The sequence below is a fragment of the Streptomyces sp. NBC_00887 genome, from assembly GCF_045207585.1.
Genome location: NZ_CP108788.1, coordinates 1799057 through 1817092 on the forward strand (window position 1 = coordinate 1799057; position 18036 = coordinate 1817092).

Here is an 18036-nt window from a genome sequence, read left to right on the forward strand (position 1 = left end):
TGGGGGTCCTCGCTGGTCTCAGATGCTGGTACTCCCCTCACGGTACGCCCCGCGGGCCTGGCCGGTGGAATCACCTCGGCCGGCGAGCGCTCCCGTGGTGAGCAGGTACTGCGCGGCCAGATAGGTCAGCATGATCCAGAAGTCGTGGACGGGCAGCTGCGGCCAGTCGGCGATGCCGGTCGCGATGAGCGCGTCGGAGAGCAGGAAGAGCGCGCCGCCGAGTGCCGCGTACCGGCCGAGGATGCCGGCCCGCCAGGCCATGGTGGTGAGGAGCAGGCTGTAGCCGGTCAACGGGATCCGCAGGTCCGCGGGCAGGCCGGGCCAGAGCAGGACGAGGAAGGTCACGAGGACGGCGGCGTACGCGAGGCCGGCCGGCCTGGAGGCCCGGGCACGCCCGAAGAGCCACAGGTAGCAGAGGTGGCCTGCGGCGAAGGAGCCCATTCCGGCGAGGAAGGCCGCCTCCGCGTCGGGCATCAGGAGCACGTCCCCGCCCCAGCCGAGGAGCAGCGCGGCGATGAGCAGCCGGGGACCTCCCCGGGCGGCGGCATAGGCGGCGAGCAGGGGCATCAGCAGCGGCTTGGTGACCAGGTGGGCGGTGTCGATGCCGGCGAGGAGCCCGGCCAGGTGGAGGGCGGCGGCGGCGAGGAAGGCCGCGAGCAGCGGGCGGACGAGCCGGGGAGCGCCGGTGCGGGGGCTCATCCGGTGCGCTCCACGGAGGTGAGCGGCTGTACGGGGGCGGCTGCGGTGGCCCGGCCCGCGGGCTGCCAGCCCGGCCCACGGAAGACCCGGCCCGCCCGCTCGCTCCAGGTGTCCGCCGCCCGTACGTCACGGGCTATGGCGGCGTACTCATGGGTCGCGACGCGGAGCGGGTTGTTGGTGGCGATGTTCTTGGTGAGGCCGAAGACGGGCCGTTCGGTCTCCGCGGTGAAGGAGCCGAAGAGCCGGTCCCAGATGATCAGGATCCCGCCGAAGTTCCGGTCGAGGTAGCCGCCCTGGGAGGCGTGGTGCACCCGGTGGTGCGAGGGCGTGTTGAGTACGTACTCGCATGGGCGGGGCAGCCTGTCGATCCGTTCGGTGTGCACCCAGAACTGGTAGACGAGATTCGCCGAGGAGCAGAAGGCGAGTGCCGCCGGGTGGACGCCGCAGGCGATGAGCGGGACGTAGAACGGCCAGACGGTCAGCGAGGTCCAGGGCTGGCGCAGCGCGGTGGTGAGGTTGAACTTCCGGCTGGAGTGGTGGACCACGTGGCAGGCCCAGAGGATCCGTATGACGTGATGGCCGCGGTGGGACCAGTAGTAGAAGAAGTCCTGCGCGAGCAGCATCAGCAGGATCGTCCACCACAGGACGGGAATGCGCAGCGGGGTCAGTTCGTACACCGCGGCGTAGATCGCGACGATGGGGATCTTCCACAGCAGGTCGAAGGCCAGGCTGCCGAGGCCCATGGTGACGCTGGTGGCGGCGTCCTTGGCGTCGTACCCGGCGGCGTCCTCGTCCGGGTGAACGCGGTGGACCACCATTTCGAGGACGGTGAGCAGGACGAAGGCCGGGATCGACCACAGCACGACATCGGGCAGGTTCGGCTCCATGCGAGCACCGTAGAGCTGCCGGACGGCCGGGGGCTAGACGTTGTTACCCACAAGTATGGGAGACCGGACGTCAGCAGCCGTTGGCAGGTTCCACCAAGGGCAGCCCCGCCTCAGACCCCCGCGGCCCCCAGCAACGCCCCCGCGCCGTAGGTCACCGCCATCGCCACCGCTCCCCCGCCCATGTTCCGCAGCACCGCACGCCCCACCGCCGCGTCACCGAGCCGCGCGCTCCACCAGCCGGTGAGCGCCAGGGCCGCGAGTACCGACACCACCGTGACCGCGAGCCGCACCGAGGGAGGCGGCAGCACGATCGCCAGCAGGGGCAGCAGCGCACCCACCGTGAACGCCAGGAAACTCGCGCCCGCCGCGTGCCACGGGTTCGTCAGCTCGTCCGGGTCGATGCCCAGCTCGACCTCCGCGTGGGCGCGCAGCGCATCGCGCTCCGTGAGCTGGACAGCCGCCTCGCGGGCCACCTTCGCGCTCAGCCCTTTCTCCTCCAACAGGCCGGTCAGTTCGACGAGTTCTGCCTCCGGGGCCTCCTCCAGCTCGCGCTTCTCCGTGGCCAGCGCCGCCCTCTCGGAGTCGCGCTGGGTGGACACCGATACGTACTCCCCGGCCGCCATCGACATGGACCCGGCGAGCAGCCCGGCCAGACCCGCCGTCAGCAGGGCGGCCCTGTTGTCCGTCGCCCCGGCGACGCCGACGACGAGGCCCGCGGTGGAGACCACGCCGTCGTTGGCGCCGAGGACCGCGGCCCGGAGCCAGTTGAGCCGGGCACCCAGTCCGTTTTGATGGGGTTCGTCGTGTGTCTGCGTCTGTGTGTCCGTCACCTCGGGAGGGTCTCACCGCACGGTCGCCCGCCGCACCCCGACCCGCCCGTCCGCCGACTCGGCCAACTGCTCGGCACCCGCTCCGGGTTCGCGGTCCACAGGCGCCCGAATAGGGCACTGTCGGTCGCGGCCCGTATTCTCTGTGACCATGCTCGACGACCGCCAGACCGCAACGCCGTGGCCGACCGCCTACCCCCAGGGGTACGCGGTCGTCGACGTGGAGACCACGGGACTCGCCCGCGACGACCGGATAGTGTCCGCGGCCGTCTACCGCCTGGACGCCCTGGGTAACGTCGAGGACCACTGGTACACGCTGGTGAACCCCCAGAGGGATCCGGGGCCCGTCTGGATCCATGGCCTGACCAGTGCCGTCCTGGAGGGCGCACCGCTCTTCCCGGAGGTGGCCGCGCAGTTGTCCGAGCGGCTCGCCGGCCGGGTACTCGTCGCGCACAACGCGGCGTTCGACTGGTCGATGCTCGCCCGCGAGTACGCGCGCGCGGCGGTCGTCGCGCCCGTCGAGCAGCGGCTGTGCACCATCGCGCTCTCCAAGGAGCTCCGGCTTCCCCTCCCCAACCACAAGCTGGAGTCGCTCGCCGCGCACTTCGGCGTGGTGCAGCAGCGGGCGCACCATGCGCTGGACGATGCCCGGGTGCTGGCCGAGGCCTTCCGGCCGAGTCTGCACGCGGCGGCCCGGGACGGGATGCGGCTGCCCCTGCTGGAGTGCCGGCCGCTGACCGAGTGGTCCGACTCCCCCGTCACCCCGCGCATCGGCTACCAGGCGTCGCACGGCCAGGGCAGCTGGCGGCCCTCACGCAAGCGCCCCGCGTGCCCGTACCCGAATCCGGGCCGGTACGAGTCGGACAAACCCCTCATGCAGGGGATGCGGGTGGCGTTCTCCGGAGACACCTCGATCGACCGCGAGCTGCTGGAGGACCGCGCCGTGGAGGCGGGCCTGCACGTGGCGACCAGCGTCTCCCGGCTCACGAGTCTGCTCGTCAGCAACGATCCGGACGCGGCGACGTCGAAGACGGTGAAGGCGAAGTCGTTCGGCACGCCGATCCTCGAGGAGAGCGCCTTCACCCATCTCCTGCGGGACGTGGCACCGGCGCGCTCGCGGATCGTGCCGCCGCCGTCATCGGAGTGAACCGGGCGCGACTCGCCCGCCGCCCGCTCGCCCGCCACCGCCCTCTCGTCCGACCCTGTGGCGCATGGCACGTTGCGAGGTTTGCGGAAACGACTACGGGATGTCCTTCGAGGTGCACGCGCAGGGCGCGGTGCATGTCTTCGACTGCTTCTCCTGCGCCATCCACCGCATGGCGCCCATCTGTGAGCACTGCCGGGTCCAGGTGATCGGCCAGGGCGTCGAGGTCGACGGCCACTGGTACTGCGGCGGACACTGCGCCCGGGCCGAGGGAAGGGCGGGCATCGTGGACAAAGTGTGACAGTCCGCCCCGGCCCCCCGGGGACCCCTGCGTGCTGCACCCCATGACCCCGGTTGTACGGTCATGGGGTGTACCGCTTCCTGTTGACCCGGCAGTGGGTGATTCTCACCCTCCTCGTCCTCGTCCTGATTCCCACGATGGTCGAGCTCGGTTTCTGGCAGCTGCACCGGCATCAGCACCGCGTCGCGCAGAATGCGCTGATCTCGCAGAACCTCGAGGCGAAGCCGGTCCCGGTCTCCCGCCTCACCTCCCCGGGACACACCGTTCCCCGTTCCGACTACTGGCGCGCGGTGACGGCCACCGGCACGTTCGACACCGCGCACGAGGTGGTCGTACGGCGCCGCACCTCGAAGGACGAGCGCATCGGTGTCCACGTCCTGACCCCGCTGGACCTCAAGGGCGGCGGCACCGTGCTGGTCAACCGCGGGTGGGTTCCCTCAGCCGACAGCCAGCAGGCATTCCCGGAGGTCCCGGCCCCGCCCCGGGGCGAGGTCACCGTCACCGGCCGACTGAAGGCCGACGAGACGACGGGCGCCAGTGGGATCAAGGACCTGGCAGGCCTTCCCGACCGCCAGGTGATGCTCATCAACAGCGCCCAGCAGTCGCAGCTGCTCGGCAGGCCCGTCCTGGGCGGATATCTCGAACTGACCGCCCCTGAAACGGCCGACGGCACCCCCGAGATGATCCCCGCCCCCGACGACGGCTCCATCGGCTCGCACATGGCCTATGCCGTCCAGTGGTGGCTCTTCGCCGCCGGCGTGCCCGTCGGCTGGGTGATCCTCGTACGGCGCGAGAAGCACGACCGTGAACAGGCCTCACGGGAGAGCGAGACGGCCGGGGAGCCCGCACCCGTCTCCGTGTAGCCCGCGCCCGTCGCCGTGTAGCCCGCGAACGTCGCCGCGCAGCCCGCGAACGTGTCCGTGCACCGCCTCGCGCCGGTGTGTTGGGCCCGGCAGGGCTGCTTAACGGGGCCCAGGTTCGGGAAGACGCCAGAGCGTGACCCCACGTATCGAGGACTACGCACTCATCGGCGATCTCCAGACCGCCGCCCTGGTCGGCAGGAACGGTTCTGTCGACTGGCTGTGCCTGCCCCGCTTCGACTCGGGTGCCTGCTTCGCCGCCCTTCTCGGCGACGAGGACAACGGCCACTGGCGCATCGCCCCCCGGGGCACCGACAGCGCCGACACCTGCACCCGGCGCGCGTACGTGGGCGACTCCCTGGTGCTGGAGACGTTCTGGGAGACCAGGACCGGCACGGTCAAGGTCATCGACTTCATGCCGCAGCGCGACAAGGCGCCCGACATCATGCGCATCGTCGAGGGGGTCAGCGGCAGCGTCGACATGAGCTCCGTCCTGCGGCTGCGCTTCGACTTCGGTTCCGTGGTGCCGTGGATGCGCCGCTCGCACGGCCACCGGGTGGCCGTCGCGGGGCCCGACTCCGTCTGGCTGCGCAGCGAGCCGCCGGTCAAGACCTGGGGCCAGCAGTTCAGCACCTGCTCCTCGTTCACCGTCGCCGAGGGGGAGAAGGTGGCGTTCGTCCTCACCTGGCATCCCTCGCACGCCCCGCGTCCGAAGCTGATCGATCCGTACAAGGCGCTGAAGCACACCCTCACCGACTGGGCGAAGTGGTCGGCGCGATGTACCTATCAGGGCAGGCACCGGGAAGCCGTGCTCCGCTCCCTGATCACTCTGAAGGCGCTCACCTACGCGCCCACCGGCGGAATCGTCGCGGCCCTCACGACCTCGCTGCCGGAGGAGATCGGCGGCGTACGGAACTGGGACTACCGCTACTGCTGGCTGCGGGACTCCACCCTCACACTGGCCGCCATGGTCGCGGCCGGCTACCTGGAGGAGGCCGCCGCCTGGCGGGACTGGCTGCTGCGGGCCGTGGCCGGCGACCCGGCGGACCTGCAGATCATGTACGGCCTCGCGGGCGAGCGCAGACTCCCCGAGACCGAGCTGCCGTGGCTGAGCGGCTACGAGCACTCCCGGCCGGTCCGGACGGGCAACGCGGCGGTCCGGCAGCGGCAGCTCGACGTGTACGGCGAGGTCATCGACTCGCTCAGGGTGGCCCGCGAGGCCGGACTCGGCAACAAGCCGCATGCCTGGAACCTGCAGCTCAGTCTGCTCGGCTTCCTGGAATCCACCTGGCGCGAACCGGACGAGGGCCTGTGGGAGGTCCGCGGGCAGCGCCGCCACTTCGTGCACTCCAAGGTGATGGCCTGGGTGGCCGCCGACCGAGCGGTGCGCACGCTGGAGGAGGACCCCGGGCTGCCGGGCGACGCGGACCGCTGGCGGGCGATGCGGGACGCCGTGCACGCGGAGGTCTGCGAGAAGGGCTACGACGCCGTACGCAATACGTTCACGCAGTACTACGGCTCGCAGGAGCTCGATGCCTCCACGCTGCTCATCGTGCGGACCGGTTTCCTGCCGCCCGACGACCCCCGGGTCATCGGCACGGTCGATGCCGTACGGGCCGGGCTCGCCCGGGACGGCATGATCCGCCGCTACAGCACCGAGGGCGTTTCCGTGGACGGTCTGCCCGGCGACGAAGGGGCGTTCATCGCCTGCTCGTTCTGGCTGGTGGACGCGTTGCTGCGGATCGGCAGGACGGACGACGCCGAGGAACTGTTCGGACGGCTGCTGGAGCTGCGCAACGACGTGGGGCTGCTGGCCGAGGAGTACGACACGGTGGCCGGGCGCCAGCTCGGCAACTACCCGCAGGCGTTCAGCCACATCGGGCTGGTGAACAGCGCGGTCGACCTCGCCCGGCAGGACACGGCAGGATGAGGCCATGGATCTTGGACTGAAGGACCGCGTCTACATCGTCACCGGTGCGACCCGTGGGCTGGGCCGTGCGACCGCGCACGAACTGGTCGCCGACGGGGCGAAGGTGATCGTCTCCGGCCGGGACGAAAGGGGGTCGCGGCGGCCGCCGAGGACCTGGGGCCCGGCGCTCTCGGCGTCGTCGCCGACAACGCCGACCCGACTGCCGCGCAGCGCCTGGTGGATGCCGCGAAGGAACGCTTCGGCAGGCTGGACGGCATCCTCATCAGCGTCGGCGGACCCGCACCGGGCTTCGCCGCCGACAACACGGACGATCAGTGGCAGACGGCGTTCGAGTCGGTCTTCCTCGGTGCCGTACGGCTGGCCCGTACGGCGGCTGCCGCACTGGGCGAGGGCGGTGTCATCGGCTTCGTACTGTCCGCGTCGGTGCACGAGCCGATCGCCGGGCTCACCATCTCCAACGGCCTGCGCCCCGGCCTCGCCGGCTTCGCCAAGTCCCTCGCCGACGAGCTGGGCCCGCAGGGGATCCGGGTCGTCGGGGTGCTGCCGTCCCGGATCGAAACGGACCGGGTGCGCGAGCTGGACGCCCTGTCGGGTGACGCGGAGGCGGCCCGCAGGGCACACGAGGCGCGCATCCCGCTGCGCCGCTACGGCACGCCGGAGGAGTTCGGGAAGACCTCGGCCTTCCTGCTCTCCCCTGCCGCCTCGTATCTGACGGGCATCATGGTGCCCGTCGACGGCGGTGCCCGGCACGGCTTCTGACGGTCCGGAGCGGACAGCGCCGTCAGCTCACCCGCTCCGCACGGTGCTTGACGGCCTTGAGCCGTACCTCGGCGGGCAGCTCGTCCAGGCCCGCCGAGGTACGCGCATGGGCCAGCGCCTCGTCGGCGAGACCTCGCAGTGCCTGATCCGGGGCGGCGTGCGGCTCCAGCAGCAACCGGACGCGGGCCTGCGGAGCGGTGCGCCGACCGGTCAGCATGACCTTGGCGTCGGAGACCCCGTCCAGGGTGCGTGCCTCGTTGCCGAGCACGCCCTCCAGTGCCCTGCCCCGCAGGAGCGCGCCCTGGCCGTCGCCGCTGTCGACGAGTACCTCGGCGAGACGGCCGCGGCGGAGCTGGGCGAGCAGCCACCACAGGGCGAGGACCACCAGGACGGCCAGGCCCGCGATGACGGCCGGCCACCACCAGCCCTCGTCCCGCCAGCGGTACCGGTCGCCCCGGCTGAGCAGCACATCGTCCTTGCCGTCGAAGGGCCACCAGGACGGCACGGTCACACCGAGCCCCGTCGTCAGGACGGCCCCGCCCACGACGAGGAGGACCAGCCCGGCCAGGGCGAGCAGCACCCGGTTGACGGTTCCGATCACGCGGTTCACCCCTTCTTCGCCGCCCTGCGGACGTGAACGGACAGGCGCGGCGGCCTGGCCAGGCCCAACTCCTTGATTCCCGCGCCCAGCGCGGTGTCCAGGTCGTTGCGGACGTCGTCGAGTTCACGGAAGTGCGACACGGCGCGGACGGCCACCTTGCCGCGTCCCGTCCTGACCCGTACGGACTGCACACCGGACACCTCCACGGCCCGGTCGCGCAGGACCAGGCCGGCGGCGTTCCGGTCGAGTGCGGCCCGGATTCCGGGGTGGTCGCGGCGCATCGGCAGCAGCGCGCGCAGTCCGGGTGTGACGGCCAGCCAGAGCAGCCACAGGCCGATGGCCGCTGCCGCCGCGGAGCCCGCCAGCACCCAGACGTCGTCGAGGTGACGGGTCGCCAGTTCGTCGGCGAGCGAGCGCCGCCACTGCATGGCCGGGTGGCCGGTCCGTACCGCCGCGATGTCGTAGAGCAGGAGCCCGGCGCCGCCGAGGACCACCAGACCGACGAGCGTGGCGGGGATCCGGCGCTCGGACCGGAACCGGCCGGCGTGACCGCCGGGCCGGTCCAGTACGGGAACGGGGTCGTAGGAAGACCCCGCCGCGGACTGGTCCATGTCGAGTACGCCCGTGGGTGCCGCGGACTCCGCGGCCGGCAGGCGTCGTGTGCTGTTCTGCGGATCCTGGGGCTCGCTCATCGGATGCTCCCCTCCGGCATCGCGCCCGCTCCTGCGGGATGCAGCCGCTCGACCTGCACCGCTACTTCGGGCACCTCCATGCCCGCCAATGCTTCTACCCGCTCGATGACACGGCGACGCACCGCACCGCACTGGCGGCCGATATCACTGGGGTAGCCGAGCTCGAGGCTGACCAGCACCCGGGCGGTGTCCCGGTGCACGGTGACCGTGGCGCTCGGCGGCGCGCCGTCCTCGGGAGGCTTGTCGACCGCCTCCTTCGCCGCCTGCGCGGCGATCTTCGCGACGACCCGGTCGGCGATCCGGGTCTCCCCGCGCTCCGCGACGGCGACCCGGTCTGTCACCGCCGTCGCCGGTCGCCGCGCTCGCGACTGCGGAAGAAGTCGCCGGGTTCAAGGTCGCCGTCCAGGAACCGGCCGGCGATGAAGCCGACCGCGCCCAGGGCTGCCACCAGGAGAAAGGCCCCGAACCCGCCGAAGTATCCGGCGAAACCGAGCGCCATGCCGGCCAACAGGCCGGCCACAGCCATGCTCATCGTGCGCTCCTCAACTGCCTCATGGGGAAGGGAGGTCTACTGCAGACGGGGCTCGGGCTCGGACTCGTCCTCCTCGTCGGGCAGTTTGACATCGCTGACCGCGATGTTGACCTCGACGACTTCGAGGCCGGTCATCCGCTCGACGGCGGCGACGACGTTCTCACGCACATCGCGGGCCACGTCGGCGATCGACACGCCGTAGTCGACGACGATCTCCAGGTCGAGGGCGGTCTGGGACTCGCCGACCTCCGCCTTGACGCCGCGGGTCACGGACTTGCCTCCGCCCGGCACCCGGTCGCGTACCGCTCCGAAGGTCCGGGAGAAGCCGCTGCCCATCGCGTGGACGCCCACGACATCGCGCGCGGCCATTCCGGCGATCTTCTCGACCACACCGTCGGCGATCGTCGTGCGGCCGCGGGTGGCGGGGGCTCCCCCGCCGCGCTTGGCGAGCGGATTCTTCCTGCCGTCGTCCCCGCCGGGCACACCGCCGGGGTTGTCGGGCCGGTTCCGCTGTGGGGTCTCGGTCATCGCCGCTCTTCCCTTCGGGTCAGGATTGGACTTCCGTCGCTCACATTAGGTGCGCTTTCCACATCCCGCGCCGTGGATGCGGCAGGCTGGGGCAATGACAACGGCTGACAGTTCGCACCGGGCCGACGGATGGACCGCTGCGGTACGGCTACGGCTCGACCTCGGCCGGTTACTCCCTCTGGGTGGGCCGGCCGACGGGGCCTGGATCGCGGAACGGGCGGCGGCTGCAGTACTGCGGGATGCCGCGGCCGGCTCGGGGGCGGTGCTGGGGCGGCTCAGGATCGCCTCGGCAGACGCGGACAGTGCGCCCGACCCGGTGGTGCCTCCTCCGCCCAGCGCGCTGCCGCCGGGGCCGCTGCGGATCGAGGCGGGCTTCTCCACGACGGCGCAGCGTCCGCTGCACGTCACCGCGGACGCGCTCCGCTCCGCGTTGCTCGTTGCGGCATCCGTACGACTGGGCCTGGACGTCACCGAGGTGGACCTTCGGGTGACGGGGCTGCTGGACGAGGAGCCCGAGCCCGCCGCGGTACCGCAGGCCGAGGTGCGCAGGGCCGAGCCGGACGGGGTGGCGGGGACCGCGGCCGCCGGGGTGCCCGGGGTGGTCTCGCTGACGCGAGTGCTGGGCAGCGCGGTGCACACGGGTGCGGGGCATGTCCGGGTGGAGCTGGCGACGGCCGGGGACCACCGTGCGCTCGATGTGGCGCAGGCCGTGCGCGAAGCGGTGGCCTTCGCCGTGGAGGGCAGGCCGTCCGTCGCCGTACTGGTCACGGCCGTGGTGGAGCAGGGCTGACCCCGCCCCCGGCGCAGGGACGGGGGCGGGGTCAGGGTCGGGCGGTTCAGTCGGTGACGCCGGCGAGGTCGCGCAGCCGGCGGCCCTGTGCGGCACGCTCGGCGGTGCGCTGCTCCTCGTACGTGCGGGAGACGGCGCCGCTGAGCAGGGCCTTGGTCTCGATGACCGCGTCGCGCGGGGCGGCGAGCAGTGCGGCGGCCAGGTCGCGGGCTGCCGCGTCCAGCTGGTCGGCGGGGACCACGAGGTTGGCGAGGCCGGTGCGCTCGGCCTCCTCGGCGTGCACGAAGCGGCCGGTGGCGCAGATCTCGAGCGCGCGGGCGTACCCCACGAGGTTCACCAGGGGGTGGGTGCCCGTGAGGTCGGGGACGAGACCGAGGCCGGTCTCGCGCATGGCGAACTGCACGTCCTCGGCGGCGATCCGGAGGTCGCAGGCGAGGGCGAGCTGGAAGCCGGCGCCGATCGCGTGGCCCTGGACGGCCGCGATCGACACGATGTCGTTGCGGCGCCACCAGGTGAACCCCTCCTGGTACTCGGCGATGGTCGCGTCGAGGTCGGCCTCGGAGCCACGCGCCATGTCGAGGAAGGACGGCTCACCGTCGAACCCCTCAGGGGTGAACGCCTGCCGGTCGAGGCCCGCGGAGAAGGACTTGCCCTCGCCACGCAGCACGACGACCCGCACGTTGCCGGGCAGTACCCGTCCGGCCTCTGCCAACGCCCGCCACAGAGCGGGAGACTGAGCGTTGCGCTTGGCCGGGTTGGTGAGCGTCACCGTGGCAACCGCGTCATCGACGGTGAGCCGTACGCCGTCCTTGTCGAGCACAGAGTCGAGCGAGGTCATGGGGCGCCTCCGGATCGGGTGCAGTCAGCACTTACTGGCAAGTACTGAACAGTAACCACCCGGACGACCTGACGATCGGCCGGGTGGCCACCCGGTGTTCCGGTGAGCCCCCGGGGTCGGCACACTCCGGCCCCGGACCGCTGCCCGCCGTCAGGCCGTAGCGGCCTTCTTGCCTCGTGTCGCTCCGCCGCGTCCCCGCAGCGTCACTCCGGACTCGCTGAGCATCCGGTGGACGAACCCGTAGGAGCGGCCGGTTTCCTCGGCCAGCGCCCGGATGCTCGCACCGGAGTCGTACTTCTTCTTCAGGTCTGCCGCGAGCTTGTCGCGCGCGGCGCCGGTTACCCGGCTGCCCTTCTTCAGAGTCTCGGCCACCCGTGCCTCCTCAAGGAAGTGCGCTCTGGACTCTCATGATCACCCCTCCTGGGCTTCCTGGCCACCCATTCGGCAAGGTCCGTCCGACCGGTTTCCGGGTCCTGAAGCGGGGAGACACAAGTGGAATCAAGCATTCCGAGGGATTGCGGTGGCCTACGGGGCGGCTGTTCGAAAGAACGGCCAGGTCAGGGCCGTACGGGGCGAGTCGCCCTAAATGGGTGCACCTGCCAGGCATCTGCCGGGCGCCGCGCCGGGGTACGAGACCCGCTCACCCAGATGATGGATCACACATAGGCCGAATGATCCAGACGCGGTGGATCGCCGAATCCCGGCGGGGCCGGGTGGTCGCGACGACCGGCCCCCGGGATCAGGCCAGGGCGACCAGGTCCCGGTAGTCCGCACCCCAGAGGTCCTCGACCCCGTCGGGCAGCAAAATGATCCGCTCCGGCTGGAGCGCCTCGACAGCGCCCTCGTCGTGGGTGACGAGCACGACCGCGCCCTTGTACGTGCGCAGCGCGCCGAGGATCTCCTCGCGGCTGGCCGGGTCGAGGTTGTTCGTCGGCTCGTCGAGGAGCAGCACGTTGGCGGACGAGACGACCAGCGTCGCCAGGGCGAGCCGGGTCTTCTCACCGCCGGAGAGCACTCCCGCGGGCTTGTCGACGTCGTCGCCGGAGAAGAGGAAGGAGCCGAGCGTCTTGCGGACCGCGACGAGGTCGAGGTCGGGCGCCGCGGAGCGCATGTTCTCCAGGACGGTCCGGTCCGGGTCGAGGGTCTCGTGCTCCTGGGCGTAGTACCCGAGCTTGAGCCCGTGCCCCTCGATGATGTCGCCGGTGTCGGGCTTCTCGGCGCCGCCGAGGAGGCGCAGCAGCGTGGTCTTGCCCGCACCGTTGAGGCCGAGGATGACGACGCGGGAGCCCTTGTCGATGGCGAGGTCGACGTCCGTGAAGATCTCGAGCGACCCGTACGACTTGGAGAGGCCTTCCGCCATCAGCGGGGTCTTGCCGCAGGGCGAGGGGTCGGGGAAGCGCAGCTTGGCGACCTTGTCGGAGACCCGGACGGCCTCCAGGCCCGAGAGCAGCCGGTCGGCGCGCTTGGCCATGTTCTGAGCGGCGACGGTCTTGGTGGCCTTGGCGCGCATCTTGTCGGCCTGCGCGTTGAGTGTCGCGGCCTTCTTCTCGGCGTTCTGGCGCTCGCGCTTGCGGCGCTTCTCGTCCGCCTCACGCTGCTGCTGGTAGAGCTTCCAGCCCATGTTGTAGACGTCGATCTGCGCGCGGTTGGCGTCGAGGTAGAAGACCTTGTTGACCACCGTCTCGACGAGATCGACATCGTGGGAGATCACGATGAAGCCGCCGCGGTAGGTCTTCAGGTAGTCGCGCAGCCAGACGATCGAGTCCGCGTCCAGGTGGTTGGTGGGCTCGTCGAGGAGCAGGGTGTCGGCGTCCGAGAACAGGATGCGGGCGAGCTCGACACGGCGGCGCTGACCACCGGAGAGCGTGTGCAGGGGCTGACCGAGCACCCGGTCGGGCAGGCTGAGCGCGGCGGCGATGGTGGCGGCCTCGGCCTCGGCGGCGTATCCGCCCTTGGTGAGGAACTCCGTCTCCAGGCGCTCGTACTTCTTCATCGCCTTCTCGCGGGTGGCGCCCTGGCCGGTCGCCATCCGCTGCTCGTTCTCCCGCATCTTGCGCAGGATCTCGTCGAGTCCGCGGGCGGAGAGGATGCGGTCGCGGGCCAGGACCTCGAGGTCGCCGGTGCGCGGGTCCTGCGGGAGGTAGCCGACCTCGCCGGAGCGCGTGATGGTGCCGCCGGCCGGGGTTCCTTCACCGGCGAGGCATTTGGTGAGGGTGGTCTTGCCCGCTCCGTTACGGCCGACCAGGCCGATGCGATCGCCCTTGGCGATACGGAAGGAGGCGGACTCGATGAGGATGCGGGCGCCGGCGCGCAGCTCGATGCCGGAAGCGGTGATCACGGAAAAACTCCAGGGCGGTATGGACGGCGGAGGGACGGTTACGGACTCACGACTCGACGCCGTCTAATGCACAAGGAGAATTGCCATGGAGCTCATTCTACTGGCGGTGTCCACCTGGTTTTCCGCGTGCTTCCGGCCTGCCACCCCGTGACCACGGCGCGTCACATAAAAGGGCATCCCCTACCGAACTGCCCGATACTCGGCGCGGGGCGGCAAGGGTGCCGTGCCGCAGCCGGAGCAGAGGGTGGTGCGCCCCATGCAGTTCGACGACGACGCCGACCTGGACACGTCCGAGGTCCAGGAGGTGCGCGGCAGCCGGATCCCGGGTGGCAGGGCCACCATGGGCGGGGCGGCATCGTCGCGCTGGTCCTGGGGCTCTTCTTCGGCGTCGGTCCGGACCAGCTCGGACTCTCCTCGGGCGACCCCGACACGACCGCGATCGCGTCGTCCGCCGCCCAGGTCCAGCAGAGCTGCCTGACGGGCGAGGACGCGAACACCAAGGACGACTGCCGGACCGTGGCGGTGGTCAACAGCGTGCAGAACTACTGGGGCCAGGAATTCGCCCTGAACGGCGAGAGGTACACGCCGGCGCGGACCGTCCTGTTCAGCGACCGGATCGCCACCCTCCTGCGGGTCGGCCACCTCGGCGGTCGGGCCGCTCTCCTGCCCGGGTGACCGGCAGGTCTATCTGGACCTGGGGTTCTTCGACGAGCTGCGCACGACGTTCGGATCGAGCGGCGGGCCGTTCGCCGAGGCGTATGTCGTCGCCCACGAGTACGGCCACCACGTGCAGAACCAGCTGGGCACGCCGAGCAGGGCGCAGGACGGGCGGCAGGGCGCCGACAGCACTTCCGTGAAGGTGGAGCTGCAGGCGGACTGCTACGCCGGGGTGTGGGCGAACGACGCGACCACCACCGCCGCCGCCGAGTCGGGGCGCCCCCTGATCACCGAGCTGACGGAGGTGGACATCCGGGACGGCCTGGACGCCGCGGCGGCGGTCGGTGACGACCGGATCCAGGAGCGGTTCCAGGAGAGCGTGAATCCGGAGTCGTGGACGCACGGCTCGTCGGAGCAGCGCCGGCAGTGGTTCACGACCGGATTCCGTACCAGGGACGCGAGCCGCTGCGACACCTTCCGCTGAACCGCCGACCCTGCGGGGGCGCACTGTCGGTGCCGGGTGGAACACTGAGACGCAGATCACAGCAAACCGGTGGGAACGGCTGGGAGAAGGTGAGCTCGATGGCAGGCGCGGGCGGTGTTCCGACGATCTGTCCGACGGTTCTGTACGACGACGCGAGGGCCGCGATCAGGACGCTGACCCAGGCCCTGGGCTTCACGGAGGAGGCGGTGTACGAGGGGAAGGACGGCAGCGTCCTGCACGCCGAGCTGTCCTGCGGCAACGGCAGGGTGATGCTCGGCTCCAAGGGGGGCGAAGGCGTGTTCGCCAAGGCGATGGCGGGGGCGGGACCCGCGGGGGTGTACGTCGTCGTGGACGAGGTGGACGAGCACCACGCGCGGGCCGTCGAGCACGGCGTGGAGATCCTGATGCCGCCCACCGACCAGGACTACGGCTCGCGTGACTACATGGCGCGGGACGCGGAGGGCAACGTCTGGAGCTTCGGGACGTACGCCCCGGGTTCGGCGGGCTGACCGACTCCCCCGGGGTTTCGCGTTCCGTGCTCAGGCGCCGCCGGTGTGCACCTGGAAGGCCGCCCGGCGTACGGCCTTGGCGAGTGCCGGGTCGGGGTGGGCGGCGGCCAGGGCGACCAGTACCTGCACGGTGCGCGGGTGTCCGACCGCGCGGACCTCGTCGAGCAGGGCCGGGACCGTGCCCTGGACGGCGGAGTCGAGATGGCGGACCAGGAGTCCGGTCTCGCCGTGGTCCGCGACCGCCGCGGCGGTGTCGATCCAGAGCCAGGTGGCTTCCTCACGGCTGAGGACGTCCTGGGCGTCGTCCGGGTCGGCACCCTCGTACTCGGCGAGCCAGAGCAGGGCGTACGGACGCAGCGGCGGTTCGCTGACGACGGTGCGCACCACGGGCTCCGCGGGAGCACCGACGACGCGCAGCGCCTCGAAGGCGAGACCGCGCAGCAGGGCGTCCTCGCCGCGGGCGACGGCGAGCAGTTCTGTCACCGCGCTGCCGACGGTCCGGGCGGCGAGCCAGGCCCGGTATTCGACGCGGGCGGGCCCGGGGGTGAGCCGGGCGCAGCCGAGCAGCATGTCGGCCGCGGACTGCTCGATGTTCCCGGCCGGGCTCTGGGCGGCGACGCAGATCTGTTCCAGCTTGACCCAGACCGCCCAGTTGCCGAGGGGGGTGAGTGTGGCCTGTCCGGCTCCGAGCGTCAGCGCGCCGACGGCGGCGAGGCCTTCGAGGGCCCAGTCGAGCAGGAGCGCGTTCAGGTCCTCGGGCTGCCCGGTCGCGGTGCTGCCGGGCGCGGGCTGCTGCGGCGGCCCGTACGGCACCTCGCACCGCTCCTCGTGGAGTTCCGCGACGCGCTGGCCGAGGAGGTCGAGGAGGGCGGGCACGGTGACGGGCCCGGCGGAGAGCTGCAGGAGCGAGAGCACCTGGGGCACCGCCTCGACGGCTTCGGCGACGGCGGTCGCCTCGATTCCTTCGGGTGCGGCGTGGACGAGCGACCAGGCGTCGAAGAGCGCCACCCAGCCGCGGAGCACGGCGGAGTCGTCCCGGTCCCAGGCGCGCAGCCTCCAGCCGGGGCGCGCGGTGTCGCCGTGGAGTTCGATCAGCCCGGCCAGCCTGGCCCGGTCCCAGCCGGTCTGTATCTGGGCGGGGGACAGTTCCAGCGCCGCCGCGGCCCGTTCCAGGGCCTCGGTGGCGAGCGGGGCTGCCCCCGGGCCCGCCGCGTCGGCGGCCCAGTGGGCGATCCGGACGGCGTGGGCGAGCACGGCCCTGGCCTGGCGTGCCAGTTCCGCAGGGGGCGGTGTGCCCTCGGGAGGGCGGGGGGCCGGCCTGGTGCGCCGGGTGGTCACGGCCTTGCGGGCGGTGGCAAGGGGTCGCGGGCGGACAAGTCGCAGCCTGGAGTCGCGCGGGGTACGGGACGTCACAGGAGCAGTCTTGCCTCTGACGGCCCGAAAGCCCAAACGGAAGCCGGATCCCATGGGTACGGGAAGGTTTCGGGCCCGGTCACCAAGCGGGCCGATCCATCCCATCAGCTCACATCAGAGGCGTGAGGAAGCGTCTGAGGGCCTCTTCGTAGCGTGCCGGATCGGCATTCCACATCGCCGCATGCGGAGCCTGGGTCACGGGGTGCAGGGTGACCAGGTCGGGACGCAGTGCGGCCAGTCGCCGGGACGGCTGCCAGGGCGCCAGGGTGTCGTCGGGGCCGTGGAAGATCAGCGTGGGGGCGTGCAGGGCGGTCGGTACGGAGGTGTCCAGGAGCGGGGCGCCGCGCAGTCCGGTCTGGCCCTGGGCGGCCCGGACGGCGAGGGGCAGGAGTGCGGCGGGGATGCCGTGGGCGACGGTCAGGGCACGGAGGGTGACCTTCCAGTCCAGCACCGGGGAGTCCAGGACGAGACCGCTGATGCGGTCGCGGAGTGCGGAGTTGACGGCGGCATGCAGGGCCATCGTGGCGCCGGTGGACCAGCCGTGGACCACGACGCGTTCGGCCCCGTAGCGCACGGCGTAGCGGATGGCCGCGTCCAGGTCGCGCCACTCGGACTCGCCGAGGTGGCCGAGCCCGTCCGGGGAGCGGGGCGCTCCGGTGTCACCCCGGTAGGCGAGGTCGAGCACCGGGAACTGCTGCTCCTGCAGGAATCCCGTCACGTTCAGGGGGTGTTCGCGGGTGGTTCCGAGACCGTGCACGGTGATCACCCAGGTGTCGCGGGCGCCGGGGAGGAACCACGCGGGCAGGGCGCCCAGCTCGCCGGGGATCTCCACCTCCTTGTACGTGAGGCCGAGTGCGTCGAGCGGGTCGCCGCTGTGGAGCTCGGGGGTGAGGCGGACCTTGGCGCCAGGTTCCAGGCTGCCCCGGGTGACGCGTTCCAGCCTGCGCACGACGGTGTCGGCGGAGCCGTGCGGCGCCTGCTCGACGACCGGGCCGACGATCGCGCGGACGTCGCGGCCCACCAGTCCGTACGTGCCGGGGCGCAGCGCGGCGAAGGAGCGGGTCAGAGTGACCTGCCCGGGCGCCGTGGCGTGCACGGTGAGTTTTCGGTCTCCGGGGAAGGGGCGTGGTGACGGGGCCCCGAGGGCGGCGTCGCTGGCGTACCGGCCGGCCGCGACCGCTGCCGCTCCGACGCCGAGGATCGTGGAGACGGCTGCTGCCGTCACTGTTGCCGGGCGCACGGCTCCA

At 71.7% G+C, this 18036-nt stretch carries 20 protein-coding genes and 2 pseudogenes; 9 read left to right on the forward strand and 13 right to left on the reverse strand.

All coding sequences use genetic code 11. From position 1 onward, the window contains the following. Positions 1-18 precede the first annotated feature (18 nt). From OG844_RS08215 to OG844_RS08225, 3 genes are all read right to left on the reverse strand, one after another. Positions 19-699, reverse strand: a complete 681-nt coding sequence (locus tag OG844_RS08215; protein WP_406389174.1) for a lysoplasmalogenase — start codon at positions 697-699, stop codon at positions 19-21. Then, positions 696-1586, reverse strand: a complete 891-nt coding sequence (locus tag OG844_RS08220) for a sterol desaturase family protein (RefSeq protein WP_406389176.1) — start codon at positions 1584-1586, stop codon at positions 696-698. The genes OG844_RS08215 and OG844_RS08220 overlap by 4 nt, the downstream gene beginning before the upstream one ends. 110 nt (positions 1587-1696) lie before the next feature. Beyond that, a complete protein-coding gene (locus tag OG844_RS08225) occupies positions 1697-2416 on the reverse strand; it encodes a VIT family protein (protein WP_406389177.1) in 720 nt (239 codons plus the stop codon). Positions 2417-2558: 142 nt separating this feature from the next. Here OG844_RS08225 and OG844_RS08230 point away from each other — a divergent pair, with 142 nt between their 5' ends. The 5 genes and pseudogenes from OG844_RS08230 (at position 2559) to OG844_RS08250 (ending at position 7407) form a co-directional block, all read left to right on the forward strand. Continuing rightward, the gene (locus tag OG844_RS08230; RefSeq protein ID WP_406389179.1) at positions 2559-3560 is read left to right on the forward strand and encodes a DEDDh family exonuclease; all 1002 of its coding nucleotides are present in this window, start codon (positions 2559-2561) and stop codon (positions 3558-3560) included. Between the two features lie 64 nt (positions 3561-3624). Then, positions 3625-3858: a hypothetical protein gene (locus OG844_RS08235; protein ID WP_073747930.1), complete on the forward strand. Its 234-nt coding sequence runs from the start codon at positions 3625-3627 to the stop codon at positions 3856-3858. Between the two features lie 68 nt (positions 3859-3926). After that, complete coding sequence (locus OG844_RS08240) at positions 3927-4721, forward strand: SURF1 family protein (protein ID WP_406389181.1); 795 nt, start codon at positions 3927-3929, stop codon at positions 4719-4721. 133 nt (positions 4722-4854) lie between these two features. Further along, entirely contained in the window at positions 4855-6648 is a 1794-nt protein-coding gene (locus OG844_RS08245) for a glycoside hydrolase family 15 protein (RefSeq protein WP_406389182.1), read from the forward strand. A gap of 4 nt (positions 6649-6652) precedes the next feature. Continuing rightward, positions 6653-7407 (forward strand): annotated as a pseudogene (locus OG844_RS08250) (SDR family oxidoreductase). A 22-nt stretch (positions 7408-7429) separates the two neighbouring features. Here OG844_RS08250 and amaP read toward each other — a convergent pair. The 5 genes from amaP to OG844_RS08275 are packed head-to-tail and all read right to left on the reverse strand — an operon-like array spanning position 7430 to position 9760. After that, entirely contained in the window at positions 7430-8008 is a 579-nt protein-coding gene (gene amaP, locus OG844_RS08255; protein WP_406389183.1) for an alkaline shock response membrane anchor protein AmaP, read from the reverse strand. Positions 8009-8013: 5 nt separating this feature from the next. Next, positions 8014-8700 carry a DUF6286 domain-containing protein gene (locus OG844_RS08260; RefSeq protein WP_406389184.1) on the reverse strand — a complete coding sequence of 229 codons (687 nt, stop codon included), beginning with the start codon at positions 8698-8700 and terminating at the stop codon, positions 8014-8016. Further along, a complete protein-coding gene (locus tag OG844_RS08265) occupies positions 8697-9041 on the reverse strand; it encodes a hypothetical protein (protein WP_406389185.1) in 345 nt (114 codons plus the stop codon). The genes OG844_RS08260 and OG844_RS08265 overlap by 4 nt, the downstream gene beginning before the upstream one ends. After that, positions 9038-9232: a hypothetical protein gene (locus tag OG844_RS08270; protein ID WP_406389187.1), complete on the reverse strand. Its 195-nt coding sequence runs from the start codon at positions 9230-9232 to the stop codon at positions 9038-9040. The genes OG844_RS08265 and OG844_RS08270 overlap by 4 nt, the downstream gene beginning before the upstream one ends. A gap of 36 nt (positions 9233-9268) precedes the next feature. After that, entirely contained in the window at positions 9269-9760 is a 492-nt protein-coding gene (locus OG844_RS08275; RefSeq protein WP_406389189.1) for an Asp23/Gls24 family envelope stress response protein, read from the reverse strand. 94 nt (positions 9761-9854) lie between these two features. On the opposite strand from OG844_RS08275, the gene OG844_RS08280 reads away from it, so the two are divergent. Continuing rightward, positions 9855-10550 carry a hypothetical protein gene (locus OG844_RS08280; RefSeq protein ID WP_406389190.1) on the forward strand — a complete coding sequence of 232 codons (696 nt, stop codon included), beginning with the start codon at positions 9855-9857 and terminating at the stop codon, positions 10548-10550. 46 nt (positions 10551-10596) lie between these two features. On the opposite strand, the gene OG844_RS08285 is transcribed toward OG844_RS08280, so the two are convergent. The 3 genes from OG844_RS08285 to OG844_RS08295 form a co-directional block, all read right to left on the reverse strand. Next, entirely contained in the window at positions 10597-11388 is a 792-nt protein-coding gene (locus OG844_RS08285) for an enoyl-CoA hydratase/isomerase family protein (protein WP_356419568.1), read from the reverse strand. Positions 11389-11538: 150 nt separating this feature from the next. After that, entirely contained in the window at positions 11539-11760 is a 222-nt protein-coding gene (locus OG844_RS08290) for a helix-turn-helix domain-containing protein (RefSeq protein WP_018518904.1), read from the reverse strand. 367 nt (positions 11761-12127) lie between these two features. Further along, positions 12128-13726, reverse strand: a complete 1599-nt coding sequence (locus OG844_RS08295) for an ABC-F family ATP-binding cassette domain-containing protein (protein WP_351168700.1) — start codon at positions 13724-13726, stop codon at positions 12128-12130. Positions 13727-13873: 147 nt separating this feature from the next. On the opposite strand from OG844_RS08295, the gene OG844_RS08300 reads away from it, so the two are divergent. From OG844_RS08300 to OG844_RS08310, 3 genes and pseudogenes are all read left to right on the forward strand, one after another. Beyond that, entirely contained in the window at positions 13874-14401 is a 528-nt protein-coding gene (locus tag OG844_RS08300; protein WP_406389192.1) for a neutral zinc metallopeptidase, read from the forward strand. Between the two features lie 10 nt (positions 14402-14411). Continuing rightward, a pseudogene (locus OG844_RS08305) lies at positions 14412-14867 on the forward strand (neutral zinc metallopeptidase); the annotation flags it as partial. A 98-nt stretch (positions 14868-14965) separates the two neighbouring features. Next, positions 14966-15376 carry a VOC family protein gene (locus OG844_RS08310; RefSeq protein ID WP_406389193.1) on the forward strand — a complete coding sequence of 137 codons (411 nt, stop codon included), beginning with the start codon at positions 14966-14968 and terminating at the stop codon, positions 15374-15376. 30 nt (positions 15377-15406) lie between these two features. On the opposite strand, the gene OG844_RS08315 is transcribed toward OG844_RS08310, so the two are convergent. Both OG844_RS08315 and OG844_RS08320 read right to left on the reverse strand, forming a co-directional pair. Beyond that, positions 15407-16714, reverse strand: coding sequence for a hypothetical protein (locus OG844_RS08315; RefSeq protein WP_406396049.1), 1308 nt, complete (start codon positions 16712-16714; stop codon positions 15407-15409). 184 nt (positions 16715-16898) lie between these two features. Further along, complete coding sequence (locus OG844_RS08320) at positions 16899-18029, reverse strand: alpha/beta hydrolase (protein ID WP_406389194.1); 1131 nt, start codon at positions 18027-18029, stop codon at positions 16899-16901. Positions 18030-18036: the final 7 nt, after the last annotated feature.

Bases quoted from the DNA above. Each gene is read 5' to 3' on its own strand.
- OG844_RS08215 (WP_406389174.1), bottom strand. From the start codon at position 699: ATGAGCCCCCGCACCGGCGCTCCCCGGCTCGTCCGCCCGCTGCTCGCG.
- OG844_RS08220 (WP_406389176.1), bottom strand. From the start codon at position 1,586: ATGGAGCCGAACCTGCCCGATGTCGTGCTGTGGTCGATCCCGGCCTTC.
- OG844_RS08235 (WP_073747930.1), top strand. From the start codon at position 3,625: ATGGCACGTTGCGAGGTTTGCGGAAACGACTACGGGATGTCCTTCGAG.
- OG844_RS08260 (WP_406389184.1), bottom strand. From the start codon at position 8,700: ATGAGCGAGCCCCAGGATCCGCAGAACAGCACACGACGCCTGCCGGCC.
- OG844_RS08270 (WP_406389187.1), bottom strand. From the start codon at position 9,232: ATGAGCATGGCTGTGGCCGGCCTGTTGGCCGGCATGGCGCTCGGTTTC.
- OG844_RS08275 (WP_406389189.1), bottom strand. From the start codon at position 9,760: ATGACCGAGACCCCACAGCGGAACCGGCCCGACAACCCCGGCGGTGTG.
- OG844_RS08280 (WP_406389190.1), top strand. From the start codon at position 9,855: ATGACAACGGCTGACAGTTCGCACCGGGCCGACGGATGGACCGCTGCG.
- OG844_RS08285 (WP_356419568.1), bottom strand. From the start codon at position 11,388: ATGACCTCGCTCGACTCTGTGCTCGACAAGGACGGCGTACGGCTCACC.
- OG844_RS08310 (WP_406389193.1), top strand. From the start codon at position 14,966: ATGGCAGGCGCGGGCGGTGTTCCGACGATCTGTCCGACGGTTCTGTAC.